Source organism: Burkholderia sp. Ac-20365, from assembly GCF_017104715.1.
GTDB lineage: Bacteria > Pseudomonadota > Gammaproteobacteria > Burkholderiales > Burkholderiaceae > Paraburkholderia.
In genome coordinates this window covers 21,660-37,255 of the sequence record NZ_JAAGPI010000014.1, presented here as the reverse complement: position 1 = coordinate 37,255, position 15,596 = coordinate 21,660, and the positions used below count along the sequence as shown (strand labels likewise).

The following is a 15,596-nucleotide window of genomic DNA, read 5'->3' as shown; positions in this document are numbered from 1 at the left end:
ACGCGTTACGCAGTGCGTCGCGCGACGGTCGCAGTCTTTTGCGGATTGCGGCCGCTTTGCAGCAGGAACACACCGCCGAGAATGCAGAGCATCGCGAGCAGATCGAGCGGACGGATCGGCTCATGCGCAAACAGCACACCGATGCTCAACGCGACGACGGGCGGAATATACGTGACGCTCGACGCCGCCAGCGCGCCGAGCCGCTGCACGATGAAGTAGTACAGGATATACGCCAGGCCCGTGCCGAGCAGTCCCAGTCCGAGCACGATGCCGATAGCCGCGCGTGCTTCGTGCGTGATCTGCGTGATGCCGCCAAATGGTGTCACGCAGGCAATCGTCAACAACGCAAAGCCAATCTGCCAGGTCGACAGCGCGACAGGCGACATGTCGAGCTTCGATAGAAAGCGCCTCGCGTAGACGAATGAGCAGCCCACGCTCAACGAACCTGCCACCATATACGCAACCCCGCTCAGATTCACGCTCGCAACCGCGCCATGCCATGGGCGCGCGATCATCAGCACGCCAATAAAGCCACACACGACGCCGACAATCATGCGACCGCTCGGCCGCTCTGCGCGCAACAGCGCCCATGCGCAGACGAACGAGAACAGCGGAATCGCGCCGCTCAGCATGCCAGCGACGCTCGACAGCAACAACGACGCGCCTTTGGCGAACGCATAGTAGTAGACAGTCGTCGCGAGCAGCGACATCACGACGAAATGATGCGCGTGGCGCAAGTGCTTCCACGACAAGGCCTTCGTGGCCAGTGCATACACGAGCAACGGCAAAAACCCGAACAGCACGCGCAAGAACACGATCTGCGAGGGCGAGATCAGCACGCTGGCCCATTTCATGAAGAGGAAATTGCTGCCCCAGATCAGGCCGAGCAGCGCGAACGCGAGATAAGCGGGATTCATGGCAAACACTATCCGGTGCGAGAACGATGCGCCGATTGTGCGGCGCGCACAGATGCGGTACAAACGATTTGTTCTCGTCGATAGTGCAGAAAAACTATTTCATGTCCGCCATGCCACCTCTCAAAGCGCTAGTTGCGTTCGAATCCGCGATGCGATTGAACAGTTTTTCTGCAGCCGCCGACGAGCTGAACGTGACGCCCGGCGCAGTCGGCCAGCAGATCCAGAAACTGGAAGCATGGCTAGGCATTGCGCTATTCGCGCGCCAGGTTCGGCAGATCGTGCCGACGGATGAAGCGCGCACCTACTATGCGCAGATTCAACCCGCGCTCGCGCAGATCATCCACGCGAGCCGTCGCATGCGCGAGAACCAGAGCAAGGGCGTGCGCGTATCGATGCCGCCCAGTTTCGCCGCCAAATGGTTCGCGCCACGCATGACGGAATTTCTGATCGTGCATCCAGACATCGCGCTCGAACTGAATACGACCACCGCGATGGTCGATTTCGAATTGCAGTCGATCGATCTGGCCGTGCGCTACTTCGACGGCAATGCGCCCGAACTCGACGTGCAACTGCTGCATCCCGACGAGGCGCGCGTCTATTGCAGCCCGTCGTACGCGAAGCGCCTGAAGCTGAAAAGCCCCGACGATCTGCAGCGTGCGACGCTGCTGCACAACACGCTGCATCCGCATTGGACCACGTGGCTCAGAAAGTTCGGCAAGCTGTCCGCGCGACAGATCGATGCGATCGCGGGGATTCATTTCGATCAGTCGCTGATGGCCATCGAAGCCGCCGTGCGCGGGCAGGGCGTCGTGCTGACGAGCGCAGTCTTAACAGAGGCTGAAACAGCGGCGAAATCGCTGATCGATCCGTTTGGATTGACGCTACCTTTGAAGACCGCGTACTACGTCGTGCATCCGAAGTCGATCGAGCTGAAGCCGGGCGCGGCGACGTTGAAGACGTGGTTCGTGGGCGAATAAACAAGAACGCCCGCTGAAAAAGCGGGCGTTCATCAGTCGTCGTGCAAACAGCGCGTCAGCCAGGCAACATGCCAGTCAGCACATAAGCCTGCAGCAACGTGATGAAACCGACGATCACCGCGAACAGCAGGCTATGCCGCACGGTAAAGCGGAACAGTTCCGACTCGCGTCCGACCAGACCTGTCGCAGCGCAGGCAACCGCGATCGACTGCGGCGAGATCATCTTTCCCGTCACACCGCCCGTCGTATTGGCCGCGACGAGCAAGGTGTCCGACACGCCGATCTGATGCGCGGTCGTATGTTGAAGCGAGCAGAAGAGCGCATTCGACGACGTATCCGAACCCGTCAGAAACACGCCGAGCCAGCCGAGCACCGGCGAGAAGAACGGGAAGGCCGCGCCCGTTCCGGCGAGCAGCAACGCAAGCGTCGACGACATGCCCGAGTAGTTCGCCACGAACGCGAACGACAGTACGAGACCGATCGACAGTACCGGGCGGCGCAGTTCCTTCACCGTTTCGCCGAATGTCACCAGCGCGTCGCGCGGCTTCACGCGCAGCAGCACCATCGAGATCAGTGCTGTTGCCAGGATGGCGGTGCCGACCGCGGAAAGCAGATCGATCTTGAGCACGGCTTCATAGGCTTTCGGCGTCGCGACGATGGGCGCCGTCTTCATCACGAGCTGATCGAGCGCGGGCACCTTGAACTTGAGGATGGTCCACGCGAGCGCGCCCTTGGCCGCAAACAGCGCCTTGAACGGTTGCAGGCTCCATACCGTGACGACGGCCGTCAGAATGCCGAACGGCGCCCACGCGCGGATGGTCTGCGCAAGCGTATATGGCGAAGCACGGCGGCTCACGCCACCAGCGCCATTCGAACCGCCGCCGAAGCCGCCGCCGAAGCCCGACAACGCTGCAGCGCCGCCGCTGACGGTGCCGCGTGCCGCATCATTGGCACGGCGCGGTTGCCAGACTTTCAGGAACGACGCGAGTGCGAGGAGGCTGACGAGCGCCGACGTGATATCCGGCAGTTCAGGTCCGATGTGATTCGACGTGAAGTATTGCGTGACGGCGAAGCTGCCGCCCGCGACGAGCGCAGCCGGCCACGTTTCCTTGAGGCCGCGCTTGCCGTCCATCATGAACACGAGCCAGAACGGCACCGCGAGCGAGAGCAGCGGCAACTGACGGCCCGCCGTCGCGCCGATCAGGAACGGGTCGATGCCCGTCACCTGGCCCGCGACGATAATGGGAATGCCCATCGCGCCGAACGCCACGGGTGCCGTGTTCGCGATCAGGCACATTCCTGCCGCCTTCAGCGGATCGAAGCCGAGACCAACGAGCAATGCCGCCGTGATCGCGACGGGCGCGCCGAAGCCCGCGGCGCCTTCGAGAAACGCGCCGAACGAAAAGCCGATCAGCAGCATTTGCAGACGCTGGTCATCCGTCAGCGCAAGCACCGATGCGCGGATGATGTCGAACTGGCCCGTCTTCACGACCAGCTTGTACAGGAACACGGCCGTGATGATGATCCACGCAATCGGCCAGATGCCGTACGCGAAGCCGAAGCCCGCCGCTGCGAACGCCTGTGGAACCGGCATGCGATACGCGAAGATTGCAACCGCGAGCGACAGCGCAAGCGTCCCCGCTGCCGCGACATGCCCCTTCAAACGCAGTCCCGCCAGCGCGACGAAGAAAAAGATGATGGGGATGCTGGCCGCGAGCGCGGATAGCCAGAGGCTGCCGAGGGGCAGATAGGTCTGATACCACGGGTGCATGTCGGTCTCCTCCGAAAATGCGTGAAATGAATTCTTGTAGGCGGCGCGCAGCCGCACCCGGTGCATCGCCGCTGACGGCGATGCACGTGTGTGTTCCGGGAATAAAAGCGCGTTACTCGGGCTGGCCGCGTTCGCGCATCAAGTCATGCAGACTGCGCGCTGCGGGCTTTAGCGGCTCGCGATGGCGTGTCCAGCCCATCTGGTTCTTCGGCGCGAATGCACGCAAACGAGTCGCGGCCCACCTCAGCATCCGGTAAGCGCGCGGATGCGCGAACGCGCCGCTCCAGAAGCGCCACACGAACTGTTCCTCGCGGCTGAACTTCGCGCCCTGTCCACGCAGCGGATGCGCGACGACTTCATGCGGATCGCGGTTCGCTTCGGTGCGAAGACGCACTAGCAGTTCGGGAATTGGAATGCGCACCGGGCACACCTCGCCGCATGCGCCGCACAGGCTCGATGCTGTCGGCAGGTCGGCCGTTTCGTCGAGGCCGAGCAGATGCGGCGAAATGATCTTGCCGATCGGCCCAGGATACGTCGTGCCATACGCGTGTCCACCGATACGCGTGTACACAGGACAGTGATTCATGCACGCGCCGCAGCGGATGCATTGCAGCGTCGCGCGCAACTGTTCGTCCGCGTAGGCTTGCGTACGGCCGTTGTCGAGCAGCACCACGTGCATTTCACGCGGACCGTCGCGTTCGCCTTCGCAGCGTGGTCCGGTGATCAGATTGAAGTATGTTGTGATCGCCTGTCCCGTAGCGGAACGTGTCAAGAGGCTCGACAGCGGCACGATATGCGACAGCTTTTCGACCACTTTCTCCATGCCCATGATCGCGATGTGCACATCGGGTACGGTGGTGGAGAGGCGTCCATTGCCTTCGTTTTCGACGAGCCACAGCGTGCCTGTATCGGCGGCTGCGAAGTTGACGCCCGACAGTCCGATGTTTACATCGACGAACGCACGGCGCAACGCACGGCGTCCTGTCTGGATCAGTTCGTCGACGTCTTCGGTATAGCGCGTATCGGGAATGTGCTGCTCGAAGAGTTCAGCGATATCGGCCTTTGTCTTGTGAATCGCGGGCATCACGATATGCGAGGGTTTTTCGTGCGCCAGTTGAACGATGTACTCGCCCATATCCGATTCGATGCAGTCGATGCCGCGTGCTTCGAGGTAATGGTTGAGCTCGATCTCCTCGCTCGCCATCGACTTGCCTTTGATCACGCGCTTCGCGTCATGCGATTGCGCGATGCCATGAATGATCGCGTTTGCGTCGGCAGCCGTTTCGGCCCAATGCACGTGTACGCCGCGTGCCGTGAGTTTTTCTTCGAGTTGCACGAGCAGGTCTGGCAGACGCGACAGCGCATGACGGCGCACCGCTTCGCCGAGATCGCGCAGATGCTGCAATTCGTCGTCGTCGGGAAACTGCGAACGTCGCTTGGTCTGCAGGAAGTCCATCGCGCCACGAAAGCTGCTGCGCAGTTTTGGATCATCGAGCGCGGCGCGGGCGCGTGCCTTGAAGTCTTGCGATGGCACGAAGTGCATCGGTGTGGCGTTCATGCTGCGTCTCCGTGCGTGGCCGCGCTTTCATCCGTCTGAGGTTCGACGATCACGACCCACAGTTCGCGCGGACCGTGCGCGCCATAGGCGAGTGTCTGCTGGATATCGGACGTCTTCGACGGGCCGGAGATCATCACGAGATTCGTCGGCATGCCCGCTTGCCAGTGCTCCGCACGCATCGCGGCGTGCAGATCCGCGTGCAGCGAATGCGCGTAGACGAGCGCGATATGCAGCGGCGGCACCAGCGACATCGTGCGTGGCGAGCCGGCGTCGGGCGTGACGATCAGCGTACCCGTTGCGGCGAGACCCGAGCGCGCGACGGTGAAACCGGCGTCGATCGTTTCGAACAGTTCGGCCTTCCAGTTTTCGATCGGCTGATCGTAGTTGCGAGCGGTCACGGAAGAGGGCAGTGCCTGTTGCAAGGCGGCGCCTTCAGCGAGCGAGGTATCGAGCAGCAGGCGCTTCACGTTCGACTCGCGCAAGCGTTGCGCGATCAAGGCGGCCCACGTGCGCTCCGACGCGCGAAATACTTCCGCATGCGACGCGGTGAGCGCCGATTGCATCGATTCGATCAGCGCCTGCGCAGGCTGCGTGACGCGGCGGCTGTCGTAATGCAGATCGATGCTGTCATCGAGCTGCTTCAGGGCGTCGCTGGAAACAGCAGCAGGCGCGGCAGCGCGCAGGCGTCCGAGCATGCGTTCGCGCGCGTTCATCGCTTGCCTCCCTTGTTCTGCGCGCCGGTGCCTTGCGTGCGGCGCCACAGGAAACTCGCGATATGTTCGACTTCGATCGGCGCGCCCTGATGACGCGCCGCATGTCCAATATTCAGCAGGCAGCCGCAATCGGCCGATACGATGCGCTCGCAGCCCGTCGCACACGCCGACGCAATCTTGTCACGCACCATTGCGCCGGAGATATCCGGGTGCTTCAGCGAAAACGTGCCGCCAAAACCGCAGCATTCCGATTCGCGCTCATGCTCGATGCGTGTGACGCCCGGCAACGCATCGACCAGTTCGACGCCATGCACGCGCGTACCCATTTCACGCCGCGCGCCACACGACGTGTGCAGCACGACGCGCTCATCAGGTGCATCGCTCACGGCGGGCAAATCGATGTGCAACACGCGCAGCAGGAATTCGCTCAGTTCGTAGATGCGCCCGGCGAGCGCATGCGCTTTTTCCGCCATGACGGGATCATCGGCGAAGAGCTTCGGCCAGTGGTGGCGCATCATGCCTGCGCATGACCCCGACGGCACGATCACCGGCCAGGGGTTGGAAAAGAGATCGAGTTGAGCGCGCGCAACGTCGCGGGCCTGTTCGGGATTGCCGCTGCTATATGCGGGCTGGCCGCAGCAGCTTTGCTCCTGAGGAAAGTGGACAACCACGCCTTCGCGTTCGAGCAGCTTCACCGCATCGAGCCCGGCCTCGGGCACGAACAGATCGACGAGGCAGGTCGCGAACAGATAGACATCGCGTGGGGCCGCCGGATATTGCCTTTCCTTCATATCTCGCTCCAGAATGCGTCCGCTTTGTGCGCCGCCCGCTATGGAAGCGGCTGCGCGGATCGCTTGAATCGTTGACGCATGATTCCGAAATGTGCGCGACAATACAAATTGGTTGGACCACTACGGTAGAACCGACGCACGAGGTGACGGACATGGCGACAGGGACGAGAGAGCGGGGCGCAGTCGAGCGCGTGATGCGCCAGATGGAAACGGCGTTGCTCGACGGCACGTGGCCGCCGGCGTCACGCCTGCCCGCCGAGCGCGCGCTCGCCGAACAGTACGACGTGTCGCGCAACACGGTGCGCGAAGCGATCCAGCGGCTCGCGGCGCGAGGTCTGCTGCAGAGCAGGCGAGGTGCAGGCGTATTCGCAACGGAGCAGTTGCGCGCGGGCATTGCGTCGCCGTGGGGGCAACTGGTTGCGGATCACCCGGTATTGCGCGACGACATTCTCGAATTTCGCCGCGTGCTGGAAGGGGCAACTGCGTATTTCGCGGCCATGCGCGCAACGCAGGCGGACATCAAGCGGATTCGTTCGTTGATGCGCGAGCTGGAGCGCTCGCACGCATGCGACGACAAGGACAGTGAAGCCGTCGCCGACGCGCAGCTGCACGATGCAATCGCACTCGCTTCACACAACACGATGTTCCTGCACCTGCATACGAGCGTGCTCGGCATGCTGCGCGAACACATCACGATCAGTGGCACGGACGTGCGTTTGCAAGGTCCGGCCGAATCAGGGCAACTACTGATCCAGCATCGCGCGGTGGCCGACGCCATCTGCACGCGACGTCCCGAAGAAGCGCGCACGGCGATGCACACGCACATCGACTTCGTGCGCAGTATTCGCGACCGTCAGGCCTGAGTCCAGGCGGTTTAGCCCAAACTGGTCAAACCAGATCCGCGCGGGAAAGACACGCAACACATCAGACGGTTTCAGCGACCTGGAACGCGTCGACAGAAGTCTGCAATCGCCCGGCCTGCTCGGTCAGCGAATGCGCGGCAGCCGCCGCCTGTTCGACCAGCGCGGCGTTTTCCTGCGTGAGGCTGTCCATCTGCGTGACGGCGAGATTCACCTGATCGATACCCGCGCTCTGCTCGGCGGCCGCCGCGGCGATTTCCTGCATCACGCCCGTGACGCTCGCAATCGCGTCGCGCGCCTGCTGGATCGTCGAACCCGTGCGTTCGACGAGGCCCGCGCCATTGCCGACCTTGTCGACGGCGCGGCTGATCAGTTGCCGCACTTCCTTGGCGGCGCCCGCGCTACGATGCGCGAGCGTGCGCACTTCGCCCGCGACGACGGCGAAACCGCGTCCCTGTTCGCCCGCGCGTGCTGCTTCGACGGCGGCGTTCAACGCGAGGATATTGGTCTGGAACGCGATGCTCTCGATCACCGCAATCACCTCGACCATCTTCTGCGATTCCGTCGAGATATCGCGCATCGTCGAAACGGCTTCGCCGACCATTTCGCTGCCATGATTTGCAATCTGCGCGGCGCTTTCGGCAAGCTCGCTCGCGGTGCGCGCATTCTCGGCCGTTTGCCGCACCATCGACGTCATCTGCTCCATGCTCGCCGCCGTTTCCTGCAATGACGCGGCCTGATTTTCGGTACGCGAGGACAAATTCGCATTGCCGCTCGCGATTTCGCGCGCGCCGGTCGCGACGTGATCGGCGGCCTGCTTGATGGCGCGGATCGTGTCCGTCAGCGTGTCGCGCATGCGGCGCATTTCGCGCAGCAGGCTGCGCTCGTCGTCGCGGCGCGTATCGATCGACACGGTGAGATCGCCGACGGCAATCGCATTCGCAACGTCTGCCGCGTAGCCGGGATCGCCGCCTATCGTGCGCTGGATGCTGCGATTGGTCACGGCGACGAGCGCGGCCAGCAGCAGGGCAATGCCCGCGAACACCCCGCCGATCAGATACAGCGAGCGCATGAACGCCGCGTCGATATCGTCGACATACGCGCCTGTCGCGATGATCCAGTCCCACGGTGCGTAGCGCACCACGTAGCCGATCTTGTCGACGGCTTCAGCCGGTCCGGAAGCGGACGCCGGGCGCGAATGCGGAAACACGTAATCGACAAAACCGCCTTCGGCCGATTGCGCGACCTTCGCGAAGGTCACGTAGTGATGGCGGCCGTCCGCATCGGCGGTGCCGGCGAGATCCTTGCCGTTCGTCGCGGGCTTGATCGGATGCATGATCATGCGCGGCGTCGAATCGATCACCAGAAAGTAGCCGTCTTCGCCGTAGCGGATATCGCGCAGCCTGGCGAGCGCTTCCTTGCGCGCGTCCGCATCGCTGAGCTTGCCGCTCTGCGCGAGCGCCGCATACTCCTGCACCAGCGACAACCCGACATGCGCGACATTCACGAGGTCGTTCTTGCGTTCCTCGATCCGTGTCTCGCGCGACAGATACGCCGCCGACACCGATACCATCAACAACGCCAACAGACTGATGACGAGCGGCAGCCACAGCTTCTGGGTAAAACTCAGCTTCACCATTCGGACGCCTCGCTACGTGGGCGATATTTGAAATGTGGGCACGCCGTCCGTGGATGCGGCGCGCATGTCTCCACCTGATATATCGACCAATGTCGCGTGGGCTTGCGTACAGGGAAACCCTGTCATGGATTGTGCGGAGCAGGCGGCTCAGCGCGCGTTCAGGCGCGACGCGAGGCGGGCGTCGCGAAAAGCTTCGACGATGAAATCGATGAAAACGCGGGTCTTCGCGGGCAGCAGCGTGCGGTTCGGGTAGTAGATCGTGATCGGGCTGACTTCCGCATGCCAGCCGGGCAACAGCCGCATCAGTTTGCCGCTTTCGAGGTGCGGCGCCGCGTGCGGCGTCGGCAGGAAGGCGATGCCGAGACCTTGCAGCGCTGCATGGGCCATTGCTTCGGGATCGTCGAAAATCATCCGCGTACGGCATTCGGCGAGCGCTTCTTCGCCGACCTGATTGCGCAGCGTCCACGCGCGCAGGCGTCCTGTGTTGCCCGAACGGCGCGCAATGCCGTCCAGTTCGGCGAGATCGGACGGATGTGCGGGCAGCGGCCGGCCCGCCATGTAGTCGGGCGCCGCGGCGACGATCACGCAGGGCCGCGCCAGATTGCGCGCGACCACGCCTTGCGTCAGTTCGATCCCGCCGCCGATAGCCGCATCGAAGCCGCCCGCGATCAGGTCGACGGCGCGGTTGTCGAAATGCCAGTCGGGCACGATGTCGGGATAGCGCGCCAGAAAGTCGCCGAGCAGCGGCACCAGATACTCGCGCCCGAACGCGACGGCCATGCTGACCTTCAGCACGCCCGACGGTTTGCCGTCATGCTGCGCGGCGCGCGCGAACGCGTCCTGCAGACCCGTGAACGGGCCGCTCGCATCGGCCCAGAACTGCTCGCCGCCGGGCGTCATCGTGAGCTTGCGCGTGCTGCGGTGAAAGAGCCGCACGCCAAGCTGCGCCTCGAGCCGCGCGACGTTCTTGCTGACGGCGGCAGGCGTGAGGCCGAGACGCCGCGCCGCCGCCGAGAAACTGCCCGTTTCGGCCGTCTGGATAAACGATTCGATGAGGTTCAGCGCTTCCATTTAGTGTCCGGGACGGCCGTTGTCGAAGCGCTCAGCTTATACCAATGGTTGAAACTGTTGATCATGATTCGATACTACCGGTGATGTAATCCGCCCGCCATACTGGCATCACCTGATCAACACAAACCCACTGGAGCACAACATGAACTCGAATCTGCAAGGCAAGGTTGCTTTCGTAACGGGCGGCGCACGCGGCATCGGCGCGGCGGTGGTTCGCCGGCTGGCAAGCGAAGGCGCAACGGTCGCTTTCACGTACAACAGCTCGGCGGCAGGCGCGAACGAACTGGTTGCGAGCGTCGAAAAGGCGGGCGGCCGTGCGATTGCCGTGAAAGCAGATGTCGCGGATGCAGCAGCACTGACGAACGCGATCAACGAAACCGCGCGTCAACTCGGCAAGATCGACATTCTGGTGAACAACGCGGGCGTCTTGCGCCTCGGCACGATCGACACGTTCTCGCTCGAAGACTTCGACGCGACGGTACAGGTCAACGTGCGCGCCGTGTTCGTCGCGGCCAAGGCAGTGCTGGCGCATATGGGACAAGGCGGCCGGATCATCAACATCGGCAGCACGAACGCGGACCGCATGCCGTTCGCGGGCGGCGGCGTGTATGCGATGAGCAAGTCGGCGCTGCTGGGTCTCGTGCAAGGTCTTGCACGTGATCTGGGTCCGAAGGGCATCACCGTGAACAACGTGCAGCCCGGCCCGACCAATACCGACATGAACCCGGAAGCGGGCGACTTCGCGGCGTCGCTGCATGGTCTGATGGCGATTCCGCGTCACGGCACGCCGGATGAAATCGCCGGTATGGTCGCGTACGTCGCCAGCCCCGAAGCGGGTTTCGTGACGGGCGCAAGCCTCACGATCGACGGCGGATTTGCTGCATAAGTAACGGTGCACGCCGACAGGTTCATCGCGAAGCTGGAGTCGAAGCTCGCGCATGAACCTGTCAAAAAGCCGTCAAAGCATCGACAAATAAACGTCAAGCGGCTGTCACGTAACGCTTCTGCCGCTTACGCATGTCAGAATGGCGCTTTCGTGGATTTGACCTCGAAACGCACATGACTCTGAACCTGGCGCCCGCCACGTATGGGGCCGACCGCTCCGGCCTCGTTTGCGGATTCCGTTTTGCACCCGACAAGCCCGGCTCGCCCGTCGATACCGACTCGGCAGCCGAGTGGCTCGCCGAATGTCACAACGAGACGAAGACGTCGGCCGCGCATCAGGGTGAATTCCTCTGGCTGCATTTCAACCTCGCGCATGTATCGAGCGAGCGTTGGATCCGCACGCACCTCGATCTGCCCGAAACCTTTTTCGAAGGCCTGCGCGAAGGCTCGCATTCCACGCGGATCGAACATCAGCACGGCGCGCTGTTCGCCGTCGTCAACGACGTCATGTACGACTTCGAGCAGACGCCTTCCGAAATCGCGACGCTGTGGGTCTACACGCACAAGCGGATCATGATCACCGCGCGCCTGAAGCAGTTGCGCTCGGTCGACCGGCTGCGCGCGTCGGTGCGCAACGGCGAGAGCTTCGATAGCGTGGCCGAGCTGCTGATTCATCTGCTGCGCGATCAGGCCGATCTGCTGGTCGAGATCGTGCGACGCACGAGCGTCGAAGTGGACCGCATCGAAGATCATTTTCTGTCGCAGCGCGCGTATCAGAGCCGCCGCGATCTGGGCGCGATGCGCCGCGTGCTGGTGCGGCTGCAAAGGCTGCTCGCGCCGGAGCCGGGCTCGATTTTCCGTCTGCTGGTGCGGCCGCCCGCCTGGCTCGCGCCCGCCGACGTGCAAGGCTTGCGCGATTCGACCGAAGAGTTCTCGCTGGTGCTCGGCGACCTGTCGGGTCTCGCGGAACGCATCAAGCTGCTGCAGGAAGAGATCGCCGCGCGCCTGAACGAGCAGACCAACCGCACGCTGTTCACGCTGACCATCGTCACGGTGCTGGCGCTGCCGATCAACATCATCGCGGGTCTGTTCGGGATGAACGTGGGCGGCGTGCCGCTCGCGGAGAACAAGCACGGCTTCTGGGTGATGGTGCTGCTGGTCGTCAGCTTTACGGTGCTGGCGGGCTGGTGGGCATTGCGCCGAAGGCCGTCGAGCTAGCAGACAGCGCCACGTGAAACGCGTCCCTTCGACACAGCGGTTGCACATGTCGAGCGTAGAATCCTTGGGCTGTTGAATCCGCATCAGGCCGCATTGCATTGAACGTCCGTTAGAGGAGGTTTGACATGGCAAAGCTCATCGCGCTCTACAAGACCCCAGCCGACCGCACCGCATTCGACGCCCATTACTTCGATAAACATGTGCCGCTCGCCAAGTCGATCCCCGGCTTGCGCCGCTATGAAGTGAGTGTCGGGCCGGTAGCGAGCGCGAAGGGCGAGTCGCCTTATGCGCTCGCCGCCATTCTCAGCTTCGACAGCTTCGACTCGCTGCAGCAGGCAATGGGCACGCCCGAAGCGGCCGCCACGACCGCCGATCTGCAGAATTTCGCGCAGGCGGGCGTCGAACTGCTCGTCTTCGATACCAAAGAAGTCTGACGCCGCCCGGCGCGTCTTTTCACTCGGTTTTCCCGCTGCGTCTCCGTACTATCCCTGGCACACGCGGCGCGATGATAACGCTACCATCCGTTCATCCCATCGCTGTTTCGTCATGGCGAGACCCAATCGACACGTCCCGCCGCGGGTCTTTGCGGCCGGAAATGATAGCGTTACCAAAGGAGACGGATTTGTCCTCGAATCGCAAGAAGCCCGAAGAGTTGCGCAGCTACCGCTGGTACGGCGTCAACGATCTGCGCTCGTTCGGCCATCGTTCGCGCACCGCGCAGATGGGCTATCACTCGTCGGATTACATGGGCAAGCCGGTGATCGCCGTCGTGAATACGTGGAGCGAAATCAATTCGTGCCACACGCACTTCAAGCAGCGCGTCGAGGAAGTGAAGCGCGGCATCTGGCAGGCGGGCGGCTTTCCCGTCGAAATGCCCGTGATGACGCTCGCCGAGCCTTTCCAGAAGCCGACCACGATGCTCTACCGCAACTTCCTCGCGATGGAGACGGAAGAACTGCTGAAGTCGTATCCGTTCGACGGCTGCGTGCTGATGGGCGGCTGCGACAAGACCACGCCGGGCCTCCTGATGGGCGCGATCAGCATGGACCTGCCGGCCATCTATCTGCCCGCCGGGCCGATGCTGCGCGGCAACTGGAACGGCCGCACGCTCGGCAGCGGTTCGGACACGTGGAAATACTGGGCTGAACTGCGCGCGGGCAAGATCACCGAGGACGAATGGAAGGGCATCGAGAGCGGCATCGCGCGCTCGCCGGGACATTGCATGACGATGGGCACCGCCTCGACGATGACGAGCGCAACGGAATCGCTTGGCCTCACGCTGCCCGGTTTCTCGTCGATTCCCGCCGCCGATTCGCGTCACGCGCAGTACGCGTCTCTGACCGGCCAGCGCATCGTCGAGATGGTGTGGACCGACCAGAAACCGTCGGACATTCTCACCGCGAAGTCCTTCGATAACGCCGTCACCACCGTGCTCGCGATGTCCGGTTCGACCAACGCGATCGTGCATCTCGTGGCCGTCGCGCGCCGCGCGGGCATCGATCTGACGACGGCGCGCTTCGACGAACTGGCGCGCGTGACGCCCGTGCTCGGCAACATTCGTCCGGCCGGCCAGTATCTGATGGAGGACTTCTATTACGCGGGCGGTCTGCGCGCGCTGCTGGTCGAACTGGGCGAACTGATCGACGGCACGCAGATGACGGTGAACGGTTCGACGCTTGGCGACAACATCGCAGGCGCTGAGATTTTCAACGACGACGTGATCCGCAAGCGCGGCAATCCGCTCGTCGAACGCGATGGTCTCGCGGTGCTGACGGGCAATCTCGCGCCGGATGGCGCGGTCATCAAGCCCGCCGCGATGGAATCGCATCTGCTGAAGCATCGCGGTCCCGCCGTCGTGTTCAAGGACTACAACGACATGGCGGCGCGTATCGATAGCGAAGAACTCGATGTGACCGCCGATTCGGTGATCGTGCTGCAGCATGCCGGTCCTGTCGGCGCGCCCGGCATGCCCGAATGGGGCCAATTGCCGATTCCGCAGAAACTGCTGAAGCAGGGCGTGCGCGACATGCTGCGCATTTCCGATGCGCGCATGAGCGGCACCAGCTACGGCGCGTGTGTGCTGCACGTCGCGCCTGAATCGTTCGTCGGCGGGCCACTCGCACTGGTGAAGGACGGCGACATCATCGAACTCGATGTGGCGTCGCGCCGTCTGCATCTCGAGATCAGCGATCAGGAACTCGCCGCGCGCAAGGAAGCGTGGAAACCGCCGAAGCGTCCGTTCGAACGCGGCTTCGGCGTGATGCATCAACTGCACGTGACTCAGGCGAACAAGGGTTGCGACTTCGATTTCCTCGAAGAAAAACTGACGACGTCCGTTGCCAGCGAAGCGGACAGCAACGAGCCGGAAATCCATTAACGCGTAGCACGACACAGCCAACCGAAAATGACCGCATCCGAAACGACCGTGAGCGCCGCAGCGCTCGAACAACTGCGTCACGTGAGCACCGCGACGCTGACCACGCAACTCTTCAAGCGCGGCCTGCGCAACGTGTTCCTGCAAGGCGTCGCGCCGCTCGTGAAGCCTGCTCCGGGCGCGCCGAATCTGGTCGGCCCCGCGTTCACGCTGCGCAATATTCCGGCGCGTGAAGATCTCGATCATGTCGGCGTGTTCCAGAACCCGGATCATCCGCAACGCAAGGCGGTCGAAACGGCGCCGCCCGGCAGTGTGCTCGTGCAGGATTGCCGTGGCGACCGCACGGTGGCATCGGTGGGCTCGATTCTCGCGCTGCGGCTCGCGAAGCGCGGTGTGGCGGGCATGGTGTCGGACGGTGCCGTGCGCGACAGCGGCACGATCTCCGAGCTCGGTCTGCCGATCTGGTGTGCGGGCGCGAGCGCGCCTTTGAATCTCGCGAAGCATCATGCCGTCGATATGAACGTGCCCATCGCTTGCGGCGGCGTGCCCGTGTATCCGGGCGATATCGTCGTTGCGGACGTGGACGGCGTGGTGATCGTGCCGCAGGAAATGGCCGAAGAAGTCGCGCGCGATGCGACCGAGCAGGAGCAGCTCGAAGTGTTCATCCAGCAGCGTGTCGCCGAAGGCAGTCCGCTGCGCGGCACGTATCCGCCGAACGAGGAAACGCTGGCTGCCTACAAGGCGTGGCGCGAAGCGCAGAAGAAGTAACGCGAACGCGCGCCGCGTTGTCCGAAACGTCACGACCGCAACCAGCACAACGAG

General features: G+C 63.2%; 14 protein-coding genes. 7 read left to right on the top strand and 7 right to left on the bottom strand.

What is annotated here, in order from left to right:
* Positions 1-5: 5 nt before the first annotated feature.
* Complete coding sequence (locus tag G3O01_RS23695; RefSeq protein WP_205808280.1) at positions 6-917, bottom strand: DMT family transporter; 912 nt, start codon at positions 915-917, stop codon at positions 6-8.
* A gap of 101 nt (positions 918-1,018) precedes the next feature.
* Between G3O01_RS23695 and G3O01_RS23690 the strand changes: the two genes are divergently transcribed.
* Complete coding sequence (locus tag G3O01_RS23690) at positions 1,019-1,894, top strand: LysR substrate-binding domain-containing protein (protein ID WP_241024221.1); 876 nt, start codon at positions 1,019-1,021, stop codon at positions 1,892-1,894.
* Between the two features lie 55 nt (positions 1,895-1,949).
* Here G3O01_RS23690 and G3O01_RS23685 read toward each other — a convergent pair whose 3' ends face one another.
* The 4 genes from G3O01_RS23685 to G3O01_RS23670 all read right to left on the bottom strand — a co-directional run bounded on the left by G3O01_RS23685 (position 1,950) and on the right by G3O01_RS23670 (position 6,727).
* The gene (locus G3O01_RS23685) at positions 1,950-3,665 is read right to left on the bottom strand and encodes a lactate permease LctP family transporter (protein WP_205808278.1); all 1,716 of its coding nucleotides are present in this window, start codon (positions 3,663-3,665) and stop codon (positions 1,950-1,952) included.
* Positions 3,666-3,777: 112 nt separating this feature from the next.
* Positions 3,778-5,223 (bottom strand): LutB/LldF family L-lactate oxidation iron-sulfur protein, encoded by a 1,446-nt coding sequence (locus tag G3O01_RS23680; RefSeq protein WP_205808276.1) that lies wholly within the window; start codon positions 5,221-5,223, stop codon positions 3,778-3,780.
* Positions 5,220-5,936: a lactate utilization protein C gene (locus G3O01_RS23675; protein WP_205808274.1), complete on the bottom strand. Its 717-nt coding sequence runs from the start codon at positions 5,934-5,936 to the stop codon at positions 5,220-5,222. Before G3O01_RS23675 ends, G3O01_RS23680 begins: the two co-directional genes overlap by 4 nt.
* The gene (locus G3O01_RS23670; RefSeq protein ID WP_205808272.1) at positions 5,933-6,727 is read right to left on the bottom strand and encodes a (Fe-S)-binding protein; all 795 of its coding nucleotides are present in this window, start codon (positions 6,725-6,727) and stop codon (positions 5,933-5,935) included. Before G3O01_RS23670 ends, G3O01_RS23675 begins: the two co-directional genes overlap by 4 nt.
* Before the next feature lie 152 nt (positions 6,728-6,879).
* On the opposite strand from G3O01_RS23670, the gene G3O01_RS23665 reads away from it, so the two are divergent.
* Positions 6,880-7,590, top strand: a complete 711-nt coding sequence (locus G3O01_RS23665) for a FadR/GntR family transcriptional regulator (protein WP_205808270.1) — start codon at positions 6,880-6,882, stop codon at positions 7,588-7,590.
* 61 nt (positions 7,591-7,651) lie between these two features.
* Here G3O01_RS23665 and G3O01_RS23660 read toward each other — a convergent pair whose 3' ends face one another.
* Positions 7,652-9,226 (bottom strand): methyl-accepting chemotaxis protein, encoded by a 1,575-nt coding sequence (locus tag G3O01_RS23660; RefSeq protein ID WP_205808268.1) that lies wholly within the window; start codon positions 9,224-9,226, stop codon positions 7,652-7,654.
* A 147-nt stretch (positions 9,227-9,373) separates the two neighbouring features.
* Positions 9,374-10,297 (bottom strand): LysR family transcriptional regulator, encoded by a 924-nt coding sequence (locus G3O01_RS23655; protein ID WP_205808266.1) that lies wholly within the window; start codon positions 10,295-10,297, stop codon positions 9,374-9,376.
* A 142-nt stretch (positions 10,298-10,439) separates the two neighbouring features.
* Here G3O01_RS23655 and G3O01_RS23650 point away from each other — a divergent pair, with 142 nt between their 5' ends.
* From G3O01_RS23650 to G3O01_RS23630, 5 genes are all read left to right on the top strand, one after another.
* Positions 10,440-11,183: an SDR family oxidoreductase gene (locus G3O01_RS23650; RefSeq protein ID WP_205808264.1), complete on the top strand. Its 744-nt coding sequence runs from the start codon at positions 10,440-10,442 to the stop codon at positions 11,181-11,183.
* 173 nt (positions 11,184-11,356) lie between these two features.
* Positions 11,357-12,400 (top strand): transporter, encoded by a 1,044-nt coding sequence (locus G3O01_RS23645; RefSeq protein WP_205808262.1) that lies wholly within the window; start codon positions 11,357-11,359, stop codon positions 12,398-12,400.
* Between the two features lie 125 nt (positions 12,401-12,525).
* Positions 12,526-12,834, top strand: a complete 309-nt coding sequence (locus G3O01_RS23640; RefSeq protein WP_205808260.1) for an EthD family reductase — start codon at positions 12,526-12,528, stop codon at positions 12,832-12,834.
* A gap of 188 nt (positions 12,835-13,022) precedes the next feature.
* Positions 13,023-14,777, top strand: coding sequence for an L-arabinonate dehydratase (gene araD, locus G3O01_RS23635; RefSeq protein ID WP_346779219.1), 1,755 nt, complete (start codon positions 13,023-13,025; stop codon positions 14,775-14,777).
* A gap of 27 nt (positions 14,778-14,804) precedes the next feature.
* Positions 14,805-15,542, top strand: a complete 738-nt coding sequence (locus G3O01_RS23630; RefSeq protein ID WP_205808256.1) for a ribonuclease activity regulator RraA — start codon at positions 14,805-14,807, stop codon at positions 15,540-15,542.
* Positions 15,543-15,596: the final 54 nt, after the last annotated feature.

What these genes read in the sequence shown, in the direction of transcription:
- G3O01_RS23690 (WP_241024221.1), top strand. Translation starts at nt 1,019, where the DNA reads ATGTCCGCCATGCCACCTCTCAAAGCGCTAGTTGCGTTCGAATCCGCG.
- G3O01_RS23630 (WP_205808256.1), top strand. Translation starts at nt 14,805, where the DNA reads ATGACCGCATCCGAAACGACCGTGAGCGCCGCAGCGCTCGAACAACTG.
- G3O01_RS23675 (WP_205808274.1), bottom strand. Translation starts at nt 5,936, where the DNA reads ATGAACGCGCGCGAACGCATGCTCGGACGCCTGCGCGCTGCCGCGCCT.
- G3O01_RS23660 (WP_205808268.1), bottom strand. Translation starts at nt 9,226, where the DNA reads ATGGTGAAGCTGAGTTTTACCCAGAAGCTGTGGCTGCCGCTCGTCATC.
- G3O01_RS23655 (WP_205808266.1), bottom strand. Translation starts at nt 10,297, where the DNA reads ATGGAAGCGCTGAACCTCATCGAATCGTTTATCCAGACGGCCGAAACG.
- G3O01_RS23665 (WP_205808270.1), top strand. Translation starts at nt 6,880, where the DNA reads ATGGCGACAGGGACGAGAGAGCGGGGCGCAGTCGAGCGCGTGATGCGC.
- G3O01_RS23680 (WP_205808276.1), bottom strand. Translation starts at nt 5,223, where the DNA reads ATGAACGCCACACCGATGCACTTCGTGCCATCGCAAGACTTCAAGGCA.
- G3O01_RS23695 (WP_205808280.1), bottom strand. Translation starts at nt 917, where the DNA reads ATGAATCCCGCTTATCTCGCGTTCGCGCTGCTCGGCCTGATCTGGGGC.
- G3O01_RS23670 (WP_205808272.1), bottom strand. Translation starts at nt 6,727, where the DNA reads ATGAAGGAAAGGCAATATCCGGCGGCCCCACGCGATGTCTATCTGTTC.
- G3O01_RS23685 (WP_205808278.1), bottom strand. Translation starts at nt 3,665, where the DNA reads ATGCACCCGTGGTATCAGACCTATCTGCCCCTCGGCAGCCTCTGGCTA.
- G3O01_RS23640 (WP_205808260.1), top strand. Translation starts at nt 12,526, where the DNA reads ATGGCAAAGCTCATCGCGCTCTACAAGACCCCAGCCGACCGCACCGCA.
- G3O01_RS23645 (WP_205808262.1), top strand. Translation starts at nt 11,357, where the DNA reads ATGACTCTGAACCTGGCGCCCGCCACGTATGGGGCCGACCGCTCCGGC.
- G3O01_RS23650 (WP_205808264.1), top strand. Translation starts at nt 10,440, where the DNA reads ATGAACTCGAATCTGCAAGGCAAGGTTGCTTTCGTAACGGGCGGCGCA.